This is a genomic window from uncultured Maricaulis sp., assembly GCF_947259345.1.
GTDB lineage: Bacteria > Pseudomonadota > Alphaproteobacteria > Caulobacterales > Maricaulaceae > Maricaulis.
On the sequence record NZ_CAMYLS010000020.1, the window covers coordinates 1 to 14,708 of the forward strand.

A 14,708-nucleotide genomic window follows, 5' to 3' on the forward strand; every position below is an offset into this window, starting at 1 on the left:
ATTTAGGACGGCGAGGGGGCTGTCCGAGGTATCCAAAAGGAGCGCGGTGGCCCCGGCCAATACAGGAAATCAACGGACACACGCATCACCTTTGCCGCCGCCGCGTGCGCATGGACTGCGACGCGGCCTGTGAGTCCGGCTGTCCTCAAACGCGCTCGCGCAGCCACAGGCTGGCAAGCACCTTGACCCCCTCTTTCACCGGCTCGCCGGCATGGAGGCTGGCTTTGTGAAGCTCACCGAGAGGGTCAACATTGTCGAAGCTCAGCGCATCGCCACGCTGGCCTGTCCAGCGCACACTGAGACGCGGAAAGACCGTGTCGCCACCGGTGAATTCCTCGTTGAGACGAACCAGCGAGGTCGCGACTCGTTGTCCCCGGCGGCGGATGTCTTCGGCCGCATATCCGTCGGAATCGAGGATGAAGTCATAATGAGCGCGATACTCCTCTCCGGGTCGATAGACGATGACGGCGAGGGCCTCGCCATGGCGCGGTGTCGTGCCGGCCAGTGAGGCCATCTGGGTCTTGATCGCCCAGGTGACCATATCCATCGCCTGGTCGGGCATCGCCGCGGTAAGCGAGTTGCGATAGCTGGCATGCCCGAGATTGCCGGATTCGGGATTGATGATCTGGGCCGGCTTCAGAAGCGGCGCGGCACCGACTGTGAGATAGTCGCAGGCACTGGGCGCGATGTTCCGTGTCCAGCGTTCGATGCGGGGCGAGGCGTTCAGGCGGTCCGGCTCCGGGGGCGGTGCCGAAATGGCGTCATGGATCCGGGCCAAGGCGGCTGCGGCATCTGCTGGCGGAGGCGACAAGGTGCTCGCCGGCGCGGGCGGCAATTGCGCACAGCGATTCATCAGGCCACCGGCCATGGGGTGACCGGATGCAGCCAGACCCGGTCCGAGCGTATCCAGACAGGCAAAGCGCTGGCCCGCTTCAAGGGATTCACGCATGAGCGCCGCGATGGCGAGACCGGACCCGGCCCGGCCCGCTTTTTCCAGCCAGGCAAGCCCTGTCTCATTGTCTCCCGTCATCACAGCCAGCAGCCCGAGTTCAGTCAGTGCTACCCAGTCGCCGTCATTGGCGGCTTCCAGGCGCTGGGCAAGGGCGCCGCCCCAGTCGCCGGCGTCAGCGCCAAGGCCTGCAACACGGTAAAAGGCGCGATGCCGATTGCGCATGACGCTCGATGGCGCGTCCTCCAGGGCTTGTCGGGTGCGGGCCAGGAGCGTGTCCGGGGCTTCCGGCTGCCGGGCAAATTGAAGAAGGAGGCTCATGGCCGCTTCATCGCCCGTGAGGGTGGCTTTCTCGACCGCATCGATAGCGTGTTCATGGCGCCCGGCATGCCAGTCGCCCAGTGCCGTCTCTGCGATCTTGCTGGTCGTATTCTGGGACTGTGTCATGGCCCGAGTTAAACCCTGCTTTTGAATGCGCGCCAAGCGCAGCTATGCTGTTGACCGTACACGGATGTCAGCTTACACACGCGCTCCCGGCACACACCGCGCCGGAACACCCTGATGCGGGGTGGAGCAGTCCGGTAGCTCGTCAGGCTCATAACCTGAAGGTCGTAGGTTCAAATCCTACCCCCGCACCCAAAGAAAACCCTGTGCTTTCGGCGCAGGGTTTTTTTGCGCCTCTCGAGCGCCAGGCGGAGGTCGTTGCGCTAAGTCTCCCCCGTCGTCAGTCCCATTCGCGTCGCGTGCCAGCTGGCCTCGGCGCGGGACGATATCCCCAGCTTGCGATAGATCGACTTGATATGGCTGGCGACGGTGCTTTCGGCCAGTTCCAGCGCCTTGGCGACATCGCTGTTGCGCAGGCCGCGGCCGATCAGGCCGAGCACTTCCTTTTCGCGATTGGTCAGGTCTTCTTCCGGGTCCGCGGCCGGGCCGGTGAAGCGGAAATGTTCCATGATCCGGCGCGCGATCGAGGGAGAGAGGGCCGGTGTGCCGTCGGCCAGCTGGACCAGTTGCCGGGTCAGCATTTCGGCCGGATGTTCCTTGAGGAGATAGCCCTGGGCGCCGGCTGACAGGGCGGCGACGATATGGGCGTCATCGCCCATCACCGTGGTGACGATCGGGATGGCGTCCGGATTGACCAGGCGCAGGCTGCGCAGGACTTCCAGGCCCGAGCCGTCAGGCAGGCCGAGATCAATGAGGGCGATGTCGCAATCCGTGCGAGCGGCTTCAGCCAGCCCGGTGCGCATGCTGTCGGCCTCGCTTATCGTGCAGTCAGGGAAGGCCGCGTGAGCGATCTCGCCCAGCCAGCGACGGGTCTCTGTGACATCTTCAACGATGAGGATACGGGTCATGAGGGCCCTTTCGAAGCGTCGGTTCCGGCAGCGGCCGCCGCCAGCGGAAAGGTCAGCCGGATGCGGGTGCCGGTCTCGTCCGAACTCATCTCGAGCCTTCCCTTCAGGCTCCGGGAGCGACTTTGCATATTGGCGAGCCCGTGCCCCTCGCGGCCGGTTTGGGCGACGATCCCCTTGCCGTCATCCATGATGACCAGCTCGGCCTGACCCGCTTCACGGGTCGCGCTGACCGTCAGGCAACGGGCTCCGGAATGCTTGATCGTATTGCTGACCGCCTCGCGGATAATGGAGCGCAGGGCGTGCGTGCCGCCGGTCGTGAGGTCAGGGGCCTGACCGATCTCCATTGACCAGTCGAGCTCGATCCCGACGGCGCTCAGCCGGTCGGCCGTCTCGACGCGCAATTCGGCCAGGGTCTCCTCGAGATCAAGACCGGGTGTTGCGGCATTATTGATGATGTCGCGCAGATCGGTGAGCGTCTCCCGGATCATCAGATCCTTGCGGTCACCATCGGCGGAGTGGAGCGCGCCGAGCAATTGCGCGCCAATATTGTCATGCATATCCCGGGCAATGCGTCCGCGTTCCTCGGCAACGCCCCGATCATAGGCATCGCGGCTGGCTTCGGCATGGGCCATGAGATCAATCAAGCGGCGCGCCAGACGCAGTTGGGCCGGCCCGAACAGGCCGCGTCCGCCCCAGGGATAGCGCAGGGTGAGGGAGGGAATACCGGTCAGGGCCGGCAGGCGCAGGGAGAGGCCTTCCTCGGCGATTTCCGGCCGCGCCAACGGGGTCGGATCGACCCGCGTCTCCAGGGTATTGAATGTCTCCCCGAGCAATCGTGACCAGCGCTCTGCGCGTTTGGCGCGAACCGGTTCCAGGGCGACGCCGACCACGGCTCCGAACAATTCATCCTCGCGCAGTCGGCTGCGCGGCATGAAGCGGCGGGACAGGGCATCGCGCAGCGGCAGGTAGGTGAAGGCGACCAGAAGGAGGGAGAGGCCGAAAGCGGAGCCCGGCCCGATTGGCAGAAGGAAGATCAGGGCCGCGTCCAGGGCAAGGAGAAGGCCGGTGCCGGCGGCGTAGAACAGGATGCGGAACGCCCAGTCGCCGAGCTCGAAGAGCCGATAGCGGCGCAGGCCTGCGGCCACACCGAGATAGATCAGGCCAAAGAAACAGAAAGCATATTCCGCCCGGAGAAGGGGCGCAAAGCCGAGCGTATTGGGCACGGCATTAAGCGTGATGAAACCGCCGGCGCCGAACAGGACAGCGAGGCCAAACCAGACGGCGATGGCATGGGTGGTCGGGTCGCGTCTTGTGGTGAGGTATTGCAGACCGACTGCGACCACGATCCCGATCATCTCCAGTGTGGTGATCAGGTGCACGCTGGCCAGGGCGGGCGGGAGATGGCCCAGCAGGGCGAGCAGGGTCCACAGGGCGAACGCGCCGCCGATGACCAGGGCTGCGGTGCGGCCCAGGCGCAGATTGCCCGGATAGACCAGGAAGAGGGCGATAAAGATGATGCCAAAGGCCGAGGCCCCGCCGGCATTCAGCATCAGGATCGCGTAGAAGGTGCTGTCCGCCAGCGGCGCACCCTGGATGTCGAGCGCGGCGGCGGCGAAGGTGAAGGTCAGCGTGGCCAGGCCCGAGAAGGCAAACAGGCGCGTTGCCAAATCGCGCGGCCTCAGGGCCCAGACCCAGCCGGACAGGACGAGTGATCCGAAACCGACCCCGACTTGCGGCCAGAAGCTGAAGGGCTGGGCGAAAAGCGGCCGGATCGGACCGCCGGGCTCGAGCGGGCGAATGGCCAGCCATCCGAGCATTGCGAGCGCCGTCAGTCCGATCAACAGGATCAGAGAGAGGCGGAAAGTCGGAGCCGACAGCGCAAGCCCGGTTTTCATCTTTCCCCCCTCGATTCGTTGGCGCGCAGCTGTCGCCTGAGCCACCGGACCCTCATGGCCTGACCGGATCGAACCCTACGCGATAAGGTCGGCCGCACCGCTCCCCCGAACGGGGGATGGCTGGCCGTATTACAGCGCCATATCGTTTTGAAATCTACTGGGTATCAAGCGCAGTCGCCCACATTGAGAGACCCGGGCGGTGGTCCGCAGCGCGCTCGCGCGATGCGGGTAGAGGCGCCACAGTCATCCGGTGGTCCGGGTTCACCATCCAGCCGGCCGTACAGGTAGTCCCTCGCAAGGCCGGTTCATGCCCGACCCGGTGCGCCCGGGTGGGTGGCCGGACCACCGGGTGTCCATTCAGTCGACGCGATCGTGCGCCTTGCCGCCGAGCAGGTTTGCCAGCGCGGCCTTGTCCGGCGCGATGTCGTGGCAGCGGACCGGGCGCTCCAGCACGGCGCGCAAGGTTGCCGGCAAATCGACGGGCTGACCGATGACGGCCTCGACAATATCGGCGAACTTGCCCGGATGGGCCGTCGCGCCGACGATCCAACGGCGCGACTGGCGCGGGTCGGGGTCGAGCCGCTCGAACGCTTCCAGTGCTGTCGCGGTATGCGGACAGGCGATATAGCCGGTTTCGTCGAAAACCGTCTTCATGCGCGTCTTGATGTGTTTATCGTCAACCGAGACCACGCTTTCGATCTGGCTGTCTTCCAGGGCCGCCAGACGTTCGAAATTGCTCGGCGCGCCGACATCCATGGCATTGGCGAGCGTGGCGATGGAGGGGCGCCCTTCATAGCGTCCTGACCGGAACCAGTCGGCCAGCGTGGTATTGGCATTGGTCGCCAACACGATCGGGCCGATCGGCAGGCCGCAGGTGCGGGCCAGCACGGCCGCGAAGGCATTGCCCAGATTGCCCGTCGGGATGATGAGGCCGGGGGGCTCGCCGGTTTCGGCATACACATCGAGGGCGGCACGGGCCCAATAGGTCATTTGCGGCAGGAAGCGGCCGATACTGATCGAATTGGCCGAGGTCAGGTTATGAGCGCGGCTGAGTTCCGGGTCGGCGAAGGCGGTTTTGACCAGCGCCTGGCAGGCATCGAAATCACCTTCGATGCGGGCCGCTTCGACCGGGGCTTGCCAGCAGCATAGCTGGTGCTCCTGAAAGGCGGAGATCCGCCCGGCGGGAAACAGGATAACCGCGCGTGTTCCGGCGACACCTTCTGCCGCGCAGCCGACCGCGCCGCCGGTATCGCCCGAGGTCGCGACCAGCACAGTGGCTGGGCGGTCCGAGGTCTGACCCAGCGCCCCGAAAGCGCGAAAGAGGAAGCGGGCGCCGAAATCCTTGAAGGCGCCGGTCGGGCCGTGGAAGAGTTCGAGAATGTCGGGCGCGTCTTCGCGGGCGTCCGGGCGGACGCGCGGGCAGGGAAAGTTGAACGCGTCGGCGCAGATATCCGCCATGGCGGTTTGGACGGGCGTGTCGGCAAAGAAGGGGGCGAGGAGTTTGGCGGCCAGACCGGGCAGATCCGGCGTCTCGCTGAAATCCGCGACGCTGAAGCGCGGCAATTGCTCCGGCATGTAGAGCCCGCCATCCGGCGCGACACCGGCGCGCAGCGCGGCGTCCGCGAGAACCGTCGGCGCTTCGCTGCGTGTCGAGCGATATCTCATTCCACCGACTCCACACGCAGCCCGGCGGAATCGATGGGCGCGTCATAGGCGTTGGCGTCGCACTTGGCGGCGCGGAAAGCCTCAGCCATGGCGCGCTCGACGGCGGGCAGGTCGCTTGCCAGCGCCCAGGCGAAGACCGAGGGGCCGGAACCCGAGAAGGAGCAGCCCAGTGCGCCGGCGGCGAGGGCAGCAGCCTGGACCGGCTCGAGCTCGGGCAGGAGCGGGCGCCGCTGCGGCTCGATGAAGACGTCGCGCAGGCCGGCGCGGACCAGGTCGAGATCATTGATCGCGCAGCCGGCGACGAAGCTGGCCATGTTGCGGGCATGCTCGACGGCAATATTCTTGTCGATGGTCGGGGCGAGGAGTTCGCGGGCGCGTTGGGTCTCCACCTTGCGGTCGGGATGAAAGAGAATGCAGGCCACGCCGGCCGGCAGGGGCAGGCGCCGGATCAGTGGCGGGTCAATCCGGCCAGCGACGACAAGTCCGCCCATCAGGGCCGCCATCACATTGTCCCAGGGCGGTGGATCGGCAGAAACTCTCTCGCCTTCCATGGCCAGGGGCAGAAGCTCGGACAGGCTGAAGGGTGAGCCCAGCAGGGCGTTGACGGCACCCGCAGCAGCGACGGCGGACGCGGCGGACCCGCCCATGCCTGCGCTCAGCGGCACGCCCTTGTGAATATCAATGGTCAGGCCGCAGGGCGCCCCTGCCGCCTGAAGCACGGCATCGGCCGCGGCCAGGGCGCAATTGCCCTCGACCTCGGACGGCAAGCTCTCGACCAGTCCGGAGACATGGCCCAGCTGGATGCCGGGCGCGTCCTCGCGGCGCGCCGTGACCGTATCGCGCACGGCGTCGAAGGCGAGGCCGAGCACGTCAAACCCGACGCCGACATTGCCGATACTGGCTGGCGCGCTTGCGCGTGCCAGCGATGGGGGTTTGCTCATGCCACGGTCCTCGAGGACATACGGCGAATATGGCTAAGCGGATTCTCCGGCACGCGCGATGCGTCCGACGGCGGCAGGATGGTGTCGCGCTGGATATCCATGATGTCGGCGAACACCGCCTCCGCCGTCGGCCAGCGGCCGGCGCCCTTGCCGAACACGCTGACCCGGCCTGATGGCAGGTCGAACAGGGCACCATTGCCTTCATTCACCAGGCCCGCCAACGGATGATCCGGTGCCAGGGCCTGGATCTCGACCCGAGCCTCGACCCGCCCGTCCGCGGTTGTGCTGCATCGGGCCACTTGTTTGAAGACGAGCCCCTGCTCGTTGACGGCGGCGATGCGTTCGGCAGACAGGTCGTTGAGGCTTTCGCGACTGATCTGGTCGGGATGAAGGGCGACTCCGAAGGCGTGGCGTACCAGGATGGCCAGCTTGTCGGCGGCGTCATAGCCGTCCACATCGGCGCTGGGATCGGCCTCGGCAAAGCCCAGGCGCTGGGCTTCCGCGACCGCCTCGGCGAGGGGGACACCCCGGCCCAGCTGGCCGAGGACGAAATTGCAGGTCCCGTTCAGCACGCCCTCGACCGAAAGCAGGGTGTCATTGGCGGCGAGCAGATCGACCAGTTCGAGGATGGGAACACCGCCGCCAATCGTGGCGGAATAGCGCAGCGAACGGCCATTCTCTTCGGCCAGCTCGTGCAGGCGTTCGAAATCGAGCGCCATCACGGCCTTGTTGGCGGTGACCAGATGGGCTCCTTCGCGCAGAACGCTTTGTGAGAGGGCGCGTGCCAGTCCCGTCCCGCCAATCGTTTCGACCACAATATCGGGATCATTGGCCAGCGCTTCGGCCGGGTCGGCGGTGAAGGCGAGGGCGACGGGTGCCCCGGCGCGGTGCTGGTCCGGATCGCGAACAAGAACGGGGTTGAGCGCGAAGCGGCCGGGATGCGCCAGAAGGTGCGCGCAGACACCGGCGCCGACCGCGCCATGGCCGAGGACTGCGACCTTGAGCGGCCGCGCCTCCAGCCCATCGCCGGCGCGTTTGTCGACGGCGGCAATCCGGGTGGCATACGGGCGGCCGAGTGCGGCGACTTCGATGACCACATTCTGTTCCTTGGCCCGCGTGATGGCCTTGTCCTGGACCAGACCGCGGCTGACCTTGGCCGCCTCGTCATAATCGAGCTGGTCGAGCCGTTTGGCATTGGCGACCTTGGCCGGATCATCGGTATAAACCCCATCGACATCCTTGATCAGGCGAACCCGGTCGGCGCCCAGCCAATGCGCGAACTCCACCGCTGTCAGATCCGTGCCGCCCCGACCCAGGGTAACCGGCCCGTCCGCGCCTTCGCCGAAGAAGCCCGGCGCGACAATCACATCAACCTTTTCGAAGCGCGCCAGGACCCGCGCCTTGTCCAGACCGGTCAGATTGGCGTCCAGCGCTTCACCCTCGGCCCGCAAGTCCATTTCATGCGGATCGACAACGGCGGACGGAATGCCAGAGCGCTCGAGCGCCAACCCCATCAGCGCCGCTGATTTCAGCTCGCCGCAGCGGACCAGGCGAGCCAGCAAGGCGTCGGAGCAACCCTGGCCGACATCATTGCCGACGCCGAACAGGGCATCGGTCTCGCCATCCAGCGCCGAGACGACGGCGACGACTTTCTCGCCGGCGCGGACATGGCGATAAATCTCGTGGGCGGCGCGGGCATAGTCGTCGGGCGTGAACAGGACGGAGCTTCCGAATTTGAGTACGCAAAGCTTGAGCGGTCGTTGGGGGCGTTCTGGCTGGGGTTGGTCTGGCAAGGCCATGGGTCGGATCCTTCGGGTCGGGTCGATGTGAGATGTGTGGTCGGTTGGGTTGAGGGTTCGGGCTGGAATTCAGGCATGAAAAAACCCGCTCGCCGGTCGGGGAGCGGGTTCGGTGTGTTGCGGTGTGTCTGGTACCGCTACGCCACGTTGGCCGCTCCCCTGATCCAGGAGGTCGTCGTGGTAATCATGGTGGTGGTACCGAGGCCGCCGAGGATGACGCAGCCGGTCATGCCCGACCCTGAAAGGGTTGGCTGGCGGCGGCTGATCATGTCCATGGCGTGGGCCATATCGACAAGTCCTTCGGCAGGCGGGTGACAGCACAATTGCTGCACCTGCAAAACTCGATGACAAGAAGTGCGCAAAAATTTCGCGCCGTCAAACCCTTTTTGGCAGAAATTCTGTAATCGGGTGTTAAAGGTCACACGGGCGGGCATGATTTTGTCCACAGTCCGGCCGCTGGTCGCGGTGATCGTGCTGGGGCAATCTTGGCGGCTGTTGGCCCCGCCGCGCATCACGCAGGAGCGGGCCGAGGTCGGGAGCCTGTCATGATCCGTATCATCCTGTCCGTTCTGGCGGGCGTTGTCGTGGGCGGCATTGTGACCGGCCTGCTCGAAGCCGCCGGCCATGTGGCGTTCCCATTGCCGGACGGGTTGCTGCCGGACGATATGAGCGATGCTGACGCCATGCGGGCGGCGATGGCCGGGGTGCCGGACATCAATCGCCTGGCGGTTGTCGCGGCCTGGGCTGGCGGTGCTGTCGCGGCCGGCTGGGTGACCAGCGCCGTGGCCCGTTCCCATCATCTGGCTCTTTCGATGATGGCGGGCGGCGGCCTGCTGTTTGCCGGATTGAGCAATCTCATTTTCGTCCCCAGCCCGCTCTGGATGTGGGCGGCAGGGCTGGCCGTCTTCCTGCCGATGGCCTGGCTGGGACACAGGCTGGCGCCGAAGCGGGGGTGACCTCAGGTCGCGGGGAGCGTGTCTTGTTGGGCGCGCCTGGCTCCCCGCATTGAACGCTTCCCTCGACACAAAGAAGACGCCCCAATCCACCGTCATCCTGACGAAAGTCAGGATCCAGTCTGCGTCGTACGCTGAAGCCCGGCTTGGCCAAATCGGGACTGCGAGTCTGGGTCCCGGCCTTCGCCGGGATGACGGTATCTAGCGGCGGGAATGAGGATGATCGGCAGCCTCGGGCTCGTGCACCTTCCCGCGACCAGACAAGAAAAAGCCCCGACCATCCGGCCGGGGCTTTGTTCTGCTGCGATGAGCGCGGTACTATTCAGCCGCAGTCAGCTCGCGCACTTTCGGAGCGGCCGCGCGCACATAGGGTGCGACATGGGCTTCGAAGGTCTTGAAGTTATCGTTGAACATGGCGACCAGCGAGGCGGCCCGGGCGTCATAGGCGGCCTTGTCGGACCAGGTCGAGCGCGGGTCGAGAATACCGGAATCCACACCGTCCACAGCGATCGGTACCATGAAGCCGAAATTCGGGTCCTCGCGGAAAGCCGCGCCATTGAGCGAGCCGTCCAGGGCGGCGTTGAGCAGGGCGCGGGTGGCCTTGATCGGCATGCGGTTGCCGGTGCCATAGGCGCCGCCGGTCCAGCCGGTATTGACCAGCCAGCAATCGACATCGTGCTCGGCGATCAGTTCGCGCAGCAGCGCCCCATACTCGGACGGATGACGCGGCATGAAAGGCGCACCGAAACAGGTCGAGAAGGTTGCGGACGGTTCTGTCACGCCTTTCTCGGTGCCGGCGACCTTGGCGGTATAGCCGGACAGGAAGTGGTACATCGCCTGGGCCGGGCTCAGCTTGGCGATCGGCGGCATGATGCCGAAAGCGTCGCAGGTGAGCATGACGACATTCTTGGGATGACCGCAGCGACCGGTCTCCGAGGCATTGGGAATGGCCGAGAGCGGGTAGGCGCCACGGCTATTTTCCGCGAGGCTGTCATCATCAAGGTCCAGCACCCGGGTCTCCGGGTCCATGACGACGTTTTCCAGCACCGTGCCCCACATCTTGGTGGTGGCATGGATCTCCGGCTCGGCCTCGGCAGACAGGCGGATCATCTTGGCGTAGCAACCGCCCTCGAAATTGAACAGGCCATTCTCCGACCAGCCATGCTCGTCATCGCCCACGAGCGTGCGGCTGGCATCGGCCGAGAGCGTCGTCTTGCCCGTGCCTGACAGGCCAAAGAAGATCGCGGCATCACTGCCGTCTTCCTTGGCGTTGACCGAGCAATGCATCGGCATGATGCCCTTGGCCGGCAGCAGGTAGTTGAGAATGGTGAAGACCGATTTCTTGGTCTCGCCGGCATAGGATGTGCCACCGATCAGCACCATGCGGCGCTCGAAATCGACCCCGATCACGGTCTCGGAGCGGCAGCCATGGCGCGACGGGTCGGCCTTGAAGCTGGGCAGGTTGATGATGGTGAACTCGGCTTCAAAGCCGGCATATTCCTCGGCCGCCGGCACGCGCAGGAGATGGCGGATGAAAAGGGAGTGCCAGGCCAGCTCATTGACGACACGGACCGGCAGACGGTGATCGAGATCGGCACCGCCGAAGAGTTGCTGGACGAAGAGTTCCTTGCCTGACATGTGGGCCCGGAAGTCTTCCCACAGGGCATCGAAATGCTCCGGCGAGATGGCTGCGTTATTATCCCACCAGACTTGGCTCTCGGTGGCATCGTCGCGGACCGTGAACTTGTCCTTGGCGGAGCGGCCGGTATGGGCGCCCGTTTTGACGACGAGAGCACCACCTTCGGCGACTTCGGCTTCGCCGCGCTGAACGGCTTCCTGGTAGAGTCGCGCCTCATTCCAGTTGAGATTGATTGTTCCGGCCTGGACACCCAGTGCCGCGAGACCGCCATCAAGACCTTCGGACTTGGACATGTTTTTCCTTACCCCCAGTGTACCCGCGACGCTTTTTCCCGCGTCGTCAGGCAGGACGCCTGTTCGCCCGCCGGACGCCTCGAAACGGGGCAGGGGCGGGCCTGTATCGTCGACGGACGCAAGTCACTTGCCAGTCCCGCCAAACACTCATGGTATGGGGCCGGTAGCAGATCGACAAAGACCAGAAAAGCCAAAAAGGCACGGTTTGCAAACGCAATAAACGGAGGGGAAGTGCATGTTATCGCGAACATTTTTTCTAGTAATTGCGAATTTTGCTTTTCTTTGCAGCAACATCGCCGAGGCCCAGTCGCAAAGGCCGGAGCCTGCGCGCGAGGCCCACTTTCTCCAGCTCGCCCTGGACTGTGTTGATCGCGAATACCCGAACAAGATTTCGCATGTGCTGCAGTCCGACTCAGACGCCCGCACGCCGCGTGAGCTGCATCCGGCCTTCTATGGCTGTTTCGACTGGCACTCGGCCGTACACGGACATTGGTTGATCGTACGCCTGCTCCGCGGTGGTCTCGATGCTGGCGCAGATGCCGCCGCGACAGCTGCGCTGGAGGCCCATCTCAACCCGGACGCGATCGCGGGCGAAGTGGCCTATTTCGAGGCGGAAGGCCGGGCGTCCTATGAGCGCCCCTACGGGCTTGCCTGGCTGCTTCAGTTATCCGCCGAGCTGCGCGAATGGGATGATCCGCGCGCCGAGCGCTGGGCGGCGGCGCTGGTGCCGCTGGAGGCCGTTGTTGCGGATCGCTACCGCACATGGCTGCCTAATCTGGCCTATCCGATCCGCATCGGGACCCACAACCAGTCCGCCTTCGGCTTTGCCCTCGCCCTCGACTGGGCCCGCACCGCCGGCGACACCGAGCTGGAAGCGCTCTTGGTCGAAACCAGTCTGCGCTTTCACCGCGACGATCGGGACTGCCCGATCGGCTATGAGCCGTCGGGCGAGGATTTCCTGTCGCCCTGCCTGATGGAAGCCGACCTGATGCGCCGTGTGATGGACGCGGACGCCTATGCCGACTGGCTCTCCGCCTTTCTGCCGGACATTCCCACCGACGGCTCGGCGGACTGGCTGGAGCCGGGCGTCGTACTGGACGCCTCGGACGGCAAGCTGGTCCATCTTGATGGTGTGAACCTGTCGCGGGCCTGGAATCTCGAGGCGATCGCGTACGCCTTGCCGGCCGAAGACCCGCGTCGGGCCAGCCTGCTCGCGACGGCTGCTCAGCATGCGGCGAGTGGCATCGCCTCGGTCACGGGTGACGATTATGCCGGCGGGCACTGGCTGGCCAGCTTTGCCACCTATCTTACCACCGGTCGGGCGCTCGATATTCCGGAATGACGGAAAGTTTAGGCGTGTGGAGTGCCCGTCATGATTAGTCTGAACCCTGGCTCGGGCTTTAGCGGGAGCAAGACCTCGTGAAGCCGATTTTTTATGTTCGCGCCGTGTATGGCGCGATGATCCTGGCCGCTCTGCTGAGTGTGCAGGGCGTTGCAGGGGCGCAGTCGCATCCGCGGGTATCACCCGGTGGTGACCAGGTTGCGCATTTCCGCTTTGACCTGGAGGCGGGGACTTCGGACATCCTTGTGACCGACCTGGCAACAGGCGAGACAACGCCTCAGCCAAGCGGTCAGGGCTGGTCGGTGAATCCGGTCTGGTCGTCTGAAGGGGACAGCATCGTTTTCATCGGCGGGCCGCGCGGGATGCGCGATGTCTGGGATGTGTACGAGGTTCGTCTGAGCGACGGTGCGGTCACGGCTTTGACCCGGACCCCCGAGCGCGAAATGCACAGCCAGGTCAGTCCGAATGGAGACCAGATCGCTTTTGTGCGGATGACCCAGGGGCCTCATGTCTGGCTTCTCGATCGCGGCGCGACCGAGGCGCGACAGCTCACGACAGGTCCGGCCCGGGACTTCCATCCCAAATGGATGCCGGACGGGTCGGGCCTGATCTTCGACCGGTCAGACGACGCGACACCTTCGCGGATCGTTCGGGTCTCCGTGACCGACGGGACGGAAACCGTGTTGGGCGAAGCGCCTGCGACCGGCCGCCTCCGTCTCCCCAATGTCGGGCCGACAGGCCAAGTCTATGCCATCCAGTCAGTCGACACGGATTACGCCCTGGTCCAGCTACACGATGACGGCGTCACTGACACGGTGCTTCATGCCAACCAGGGCGAAGTTTTCGGCGCTTTCGACATCCATCCCGATGGCCAGTCCGTCTTTTTGACAGTGACAGGGCTCGATGACCGCGAACGGCTCTATCGCGTTGAGTTGGAGTCCGGTTCCCGATCGCTGGTTTACGAATAGCCGCGTGGGTCATTCAGGCAGCGGGATGTGCTCGCTTTCGCCTTCGGGCAGGCGGAAACGTCCGCTGGCCGGGAAGCCGGATCGAGCGGCTTCGGTCCAGTCTTTGCGGGCGGCGTCAATCGTTTCGCGGTCCGGGCCGACGAAATTCCAGTCGATGACGCGCGGGCCGAGCGAACGACCGCCACACAGCATGATACGGCTGTCCTGTTCGGCGAGCAGATCCGGCGTCTCATCCGGGGCCAGGACGGCCATCGCACCGGGTTCGATCATGTCATCGCCCAGTCTCACCCGGCCCTCGACGACATAGAAAGCGCGTTCCTCGTGCGCGATGTCGAACGCGACTTCGCTGCCGGCGGGCATTTCGCCATGCAGGTAGAAAATCGGTGAGAAGACAGCGACCGGCGCTTCCCGGCCCCAGGCCGTTCCGAGAATCAGGCGGAAGCGGGCGCCGCCTTTCTCGAATTCGGGCAGGCTGTCGGCGGGATGATGGAAAAAGGCCGGCGTCATGTCCTGCTTGTCTTCCGGCAGCGCAACCCAGGTCTGGATGCCATACATCTTGTGTCCGGCCGCGCGTTCCGGGGCGGGGGTGCGCTCGGAATGGACCACGCCGTGGCCGGCGGTCATCCAGTTCACATCGCCCGGCCGGATGACCAGGTCCTCGCCCAGACTGTCGCGATGCTGCAGCGCGCCGTCGAAGAGATAGGTTACGGTGGCCAGGCCGATATGCGGGTGTGGCCGTACATCAATGCCGTCACCGGGCGCGAACTCGGCCGGGCCCATCTGGTCGAAGAAGATGAAAGGTCCGACCATGCGCTGCTTCGCGTACGGCAAGACGCGCCGGACCTCGAATCCGCCGAGATCGCGCGTGCGACCAGAGAATTTGCGGGTGAGCGTATCGGGCATGATCTGACC

12 protein-coding genes and 1 tRNA gene are annotated in these 14,708 nt (G+C 65.2%); 4 read left to right on the top strand and 9 right to left on the bottom strand.

Annotated elements, in window-relative coordinates; translation table 11 throughout:
* Positions 1-145: 145 nt before the first annotated feature.
* Positions 146-1,396 (bottom strand): 2OG-Fe(II) oxygenase, encoded by a 1,251-nt coding sequence (locus Q0X62_RS09395; protein ID WP_297734569.1) that lies wholly within the window; start codon positions 1,394-1,396, stop codon positions 146-148.
* A 115-nt stretch (positions 1,397-1,511) separates the two neighbouring features.
* Between Q0X62_RS09395 and Q0X62_RS09400 the strand changes: the two genes are divergently transcribed.
* Positions 1,512-1,588: transfer RNA gene (locus Q0X62_RS09400), tRNA-Met, on the top strand.
* Between the two features lie 68 nt (positions 1,589-1,656).
* On the opposite strand, the gene Q0X62_RS09405 is transcribed toward Q0X62_RS09400, so the two are convergent.
* The 6 genes from Q0X62_RS09405 to Q0X62_RS09430 form a co-directional block, all read right to left on the bottom strand.
* Positions 1,657-2,301, bottom strand: a complete 645-nt coding sequence (locus Q0X62_RS09405) for a response regulator transcription factor (RefSeq protein ID WP_297734572.1) — start codon at positions 2,299-2,301, stop codon at positions 1,657-1,659.
* Positions 2,298-4,196 carry an ATP-binding protein gene (locus Q0X62_RS09410; RefSeq protein ID WP_297734575.1) on the bottom strand — a complete coding sequence of 633 codons (1,899 nt, stop codon included), beginning with the start codon at positions 4,194-4,196 and terminating at the stop codon, positions 2,298-2,300. The genes Q0X62_RS09405 and Q0X62_RS09410 overlap by 4 nt, the downstream gene beginning before the upstream one ends.
* 357 nt (positions 4,197-4,553) lie before the next feature.
* Entirely contained in the window at positions 4,554-5,861 is a 1,308-nt protein-coding gene (gene thrC, locus Q0X62_RS09415) for a threonine synthase (RefSeq protein WP_297734578.1), read from the bottom strand.
* Positions 5,858-6,802 carry a homoserine kinase gene (locus tag Q0X62_RS09420; RefSeq protein WP_297734581.1) on the bottom strand — a complete coding sequence of 315 codons (945 nt, stop codon included), beginning with the start codon at positions 6,800-6,802 and terminating at the stop codon, positions 5,858-5,860. Before Q0X62_RS09420 ends, thrC begins: the two co-directional genes overlap by 4 nt.
* The gene (locus Q0X62_RS09425; protein ID WP_297734584.1) at positions 6,799-8,601 is read right to left on the bottom strand and encodes a homoserine dehydrogenase; all 1,803 of its coding nucleotides are present in this window, start codon (positions 8,599-8,601) and stop codon (positions 6,799-6,801) included. The genes Q0X62_RS09420 and Q0X62_RS09425 overlap by 4 nt, the downstream gene beginning before the upstream one ends.
* 137 nt (positions 8,602-8,738) lie before the next feature.
* On the bottom strand, positions 8,739-9,035 hold the full coding sequence (locus Q0X62_RS09430; protein ID WP_297734587.1) for a hypothetical protein: 297 nt from the start codon (positions 9,033-9,035) through the stop codon (positions 8,739-8,741).
* Positions 9,036-9,146: 111 nt separating this feature from the next.
* Between Q0X62_RS09430 and Q0X62_RS09435 the strand changes: the two genes are divergently transcribed.
* Positions 9,147-9,557, top strand: coding sequence for a hypothetical protein (locus tag Q0X62_RS09435; protein WP_297734589.1), 411 nt, complete (start codon positions 9,147-9,149; stop codon positions 9,555-9,557).
* A gap of 315 nt (positions 9,558-9,872) precedes the next feature.
* Here the strand turns inward: Q0X62_RS09435 and Q0X62_RS09440 are convergent, their stop codons facing one another.
* On the bottom strand, positions 9,873-11,486 hold the full coding sequence (locus Q0X62_RS09440) for a phosphoenolpyruvate carboxykinase (protein WP_297734592.1): 1,614 nt from the start codon (positions 11,484-11,486) through the stop codon (positions 9,873-9,875).
* 235 nt (positions 11,487-11,721) lie between these two features.
* Between Q0X62_RS09440 and Q0X62_RS09445 the strand changes: the two genes are divergently transcribed.
* Both Q0X62_RS09445 and Q0X62_RS09450 read left to right on the top strand, forming a co-directional pair.
* Entirely contained in the window at positions 11,722-12,828 is a 1,107-nt protein-coding gene (locus Q0X62_RS09445; protein WP_297734594.1) for a DUF2891 domain-containing protein, read from the top strand.
* Between the two features lie 77 nt (positions 12,829-12,905).
* Positions 12,906-13,796: a hypothetical protein gene (locus Q0X62_RS09450; protein WP_297734597.1), complete on the top strand. Its 891-nt coding sequence runs from the start codon at positions 12,906-12,908 to the stop codon at positions 13,794-13,796.
* A gap of 9 nt (positions 13,797-13,805) precedes the next feature.
* Here the strand turns inward: Q0X62_RS09450 and Q0X62_RS09455 are convergent, their stop codons facing one another.
* Positions 13,806-14,699 (bottom strand): pirin family protein, encoded by an 894-nt coding sequence (locus Q0X62_RS09455; protein WP_297734600.1) that lies wholly within the window; start codon positions 14,697-14,699, stop codon positions 13,806-13,808.
* Between the last annotated feature and the right edge of the window lie 9 nt (positions 14,700-14,708).

Bases quoted from the DNA above. Each gene is read 5' to 3' on its own strand.
- Q0X62_RS09395 (WP_297734569.1), bottom strand. From the start codon at position 1,396: ATGACACAGTCCCAGAATACGACCAGCAAGATCGCAGAGACGGCACTG.
- Q0X62_RS09405 (WP_297734572.1), bottom strand. From the start codon at position 2,301: ATGACCCGTATCCTCATCGTTGAAGATGTCACAGAGACCCGTCGCTGG.
- Q0X62_RS09410 (WP_297734575.1), bottom strand. From the start codon at position 4,196: ATGAAAACCGGGCTTGCGCTGTCGGCTCCGACTTTCCGCCTCTCTCTG.
- thrC (WP_297734578.1), bottom strand. From the start codon at position 5,861: ATGAGATATCGCTCGACACGCAGCGAAGCGCCGACGGTTCTCGCGGAC.
- Q0X62_RS09420 (WP_297734581.1), bottom strand. From the start codon at position 6,802: ATGAGCAAACCCCCATCGCTGGCACGCGCAAGCGCGCCAGCCAGTATC.
- Q0X62_RS09425 (WP_297734584.1), bottom strand. From the start codon at position 8,601: ATGGCCTTGCCAGACCAACCCCAGCCAGAACGCCCCCAACGACCGCTC.
- Q0X62_RS09430 (WP_297734587.1), bottom strand. From the start codon at position 9,035: ATGCCCGCCCGTGTGACCTTTAACACCCGATTACAGAATTTCTGCCAA.
- Q0X62_RS09435 (WP_297734589.1), top strand. From the start codon at position 9,147: ATGATCCGTATCATCCTGTCCGTTCTGGCGGGCGTTGTCGTGGGCGGC.
- Q0X62_RS09440 (WP_297734592.1), bottom strand. From the start codon at position 11,486: ATGTCCAAGTCCGAAGGTCTTGATGGCGGTCTCGCGGCACTGGGTGTC.
- Q0X62_RS09445 (WP_297734594.1), top strand. From the start codon at position 11,722: ATGTTATCGCGAACATTTTTTCTAGTAATTGCGAATTTTGCTTTTCTT.
- Q0X62_RS09455 (WP_297734600.1), bottom strand. From the start codon at position 14,699: ATGCCCGATACGCTCACCCGCAAATTCTCTGGTCGCACGCGCGATCTC.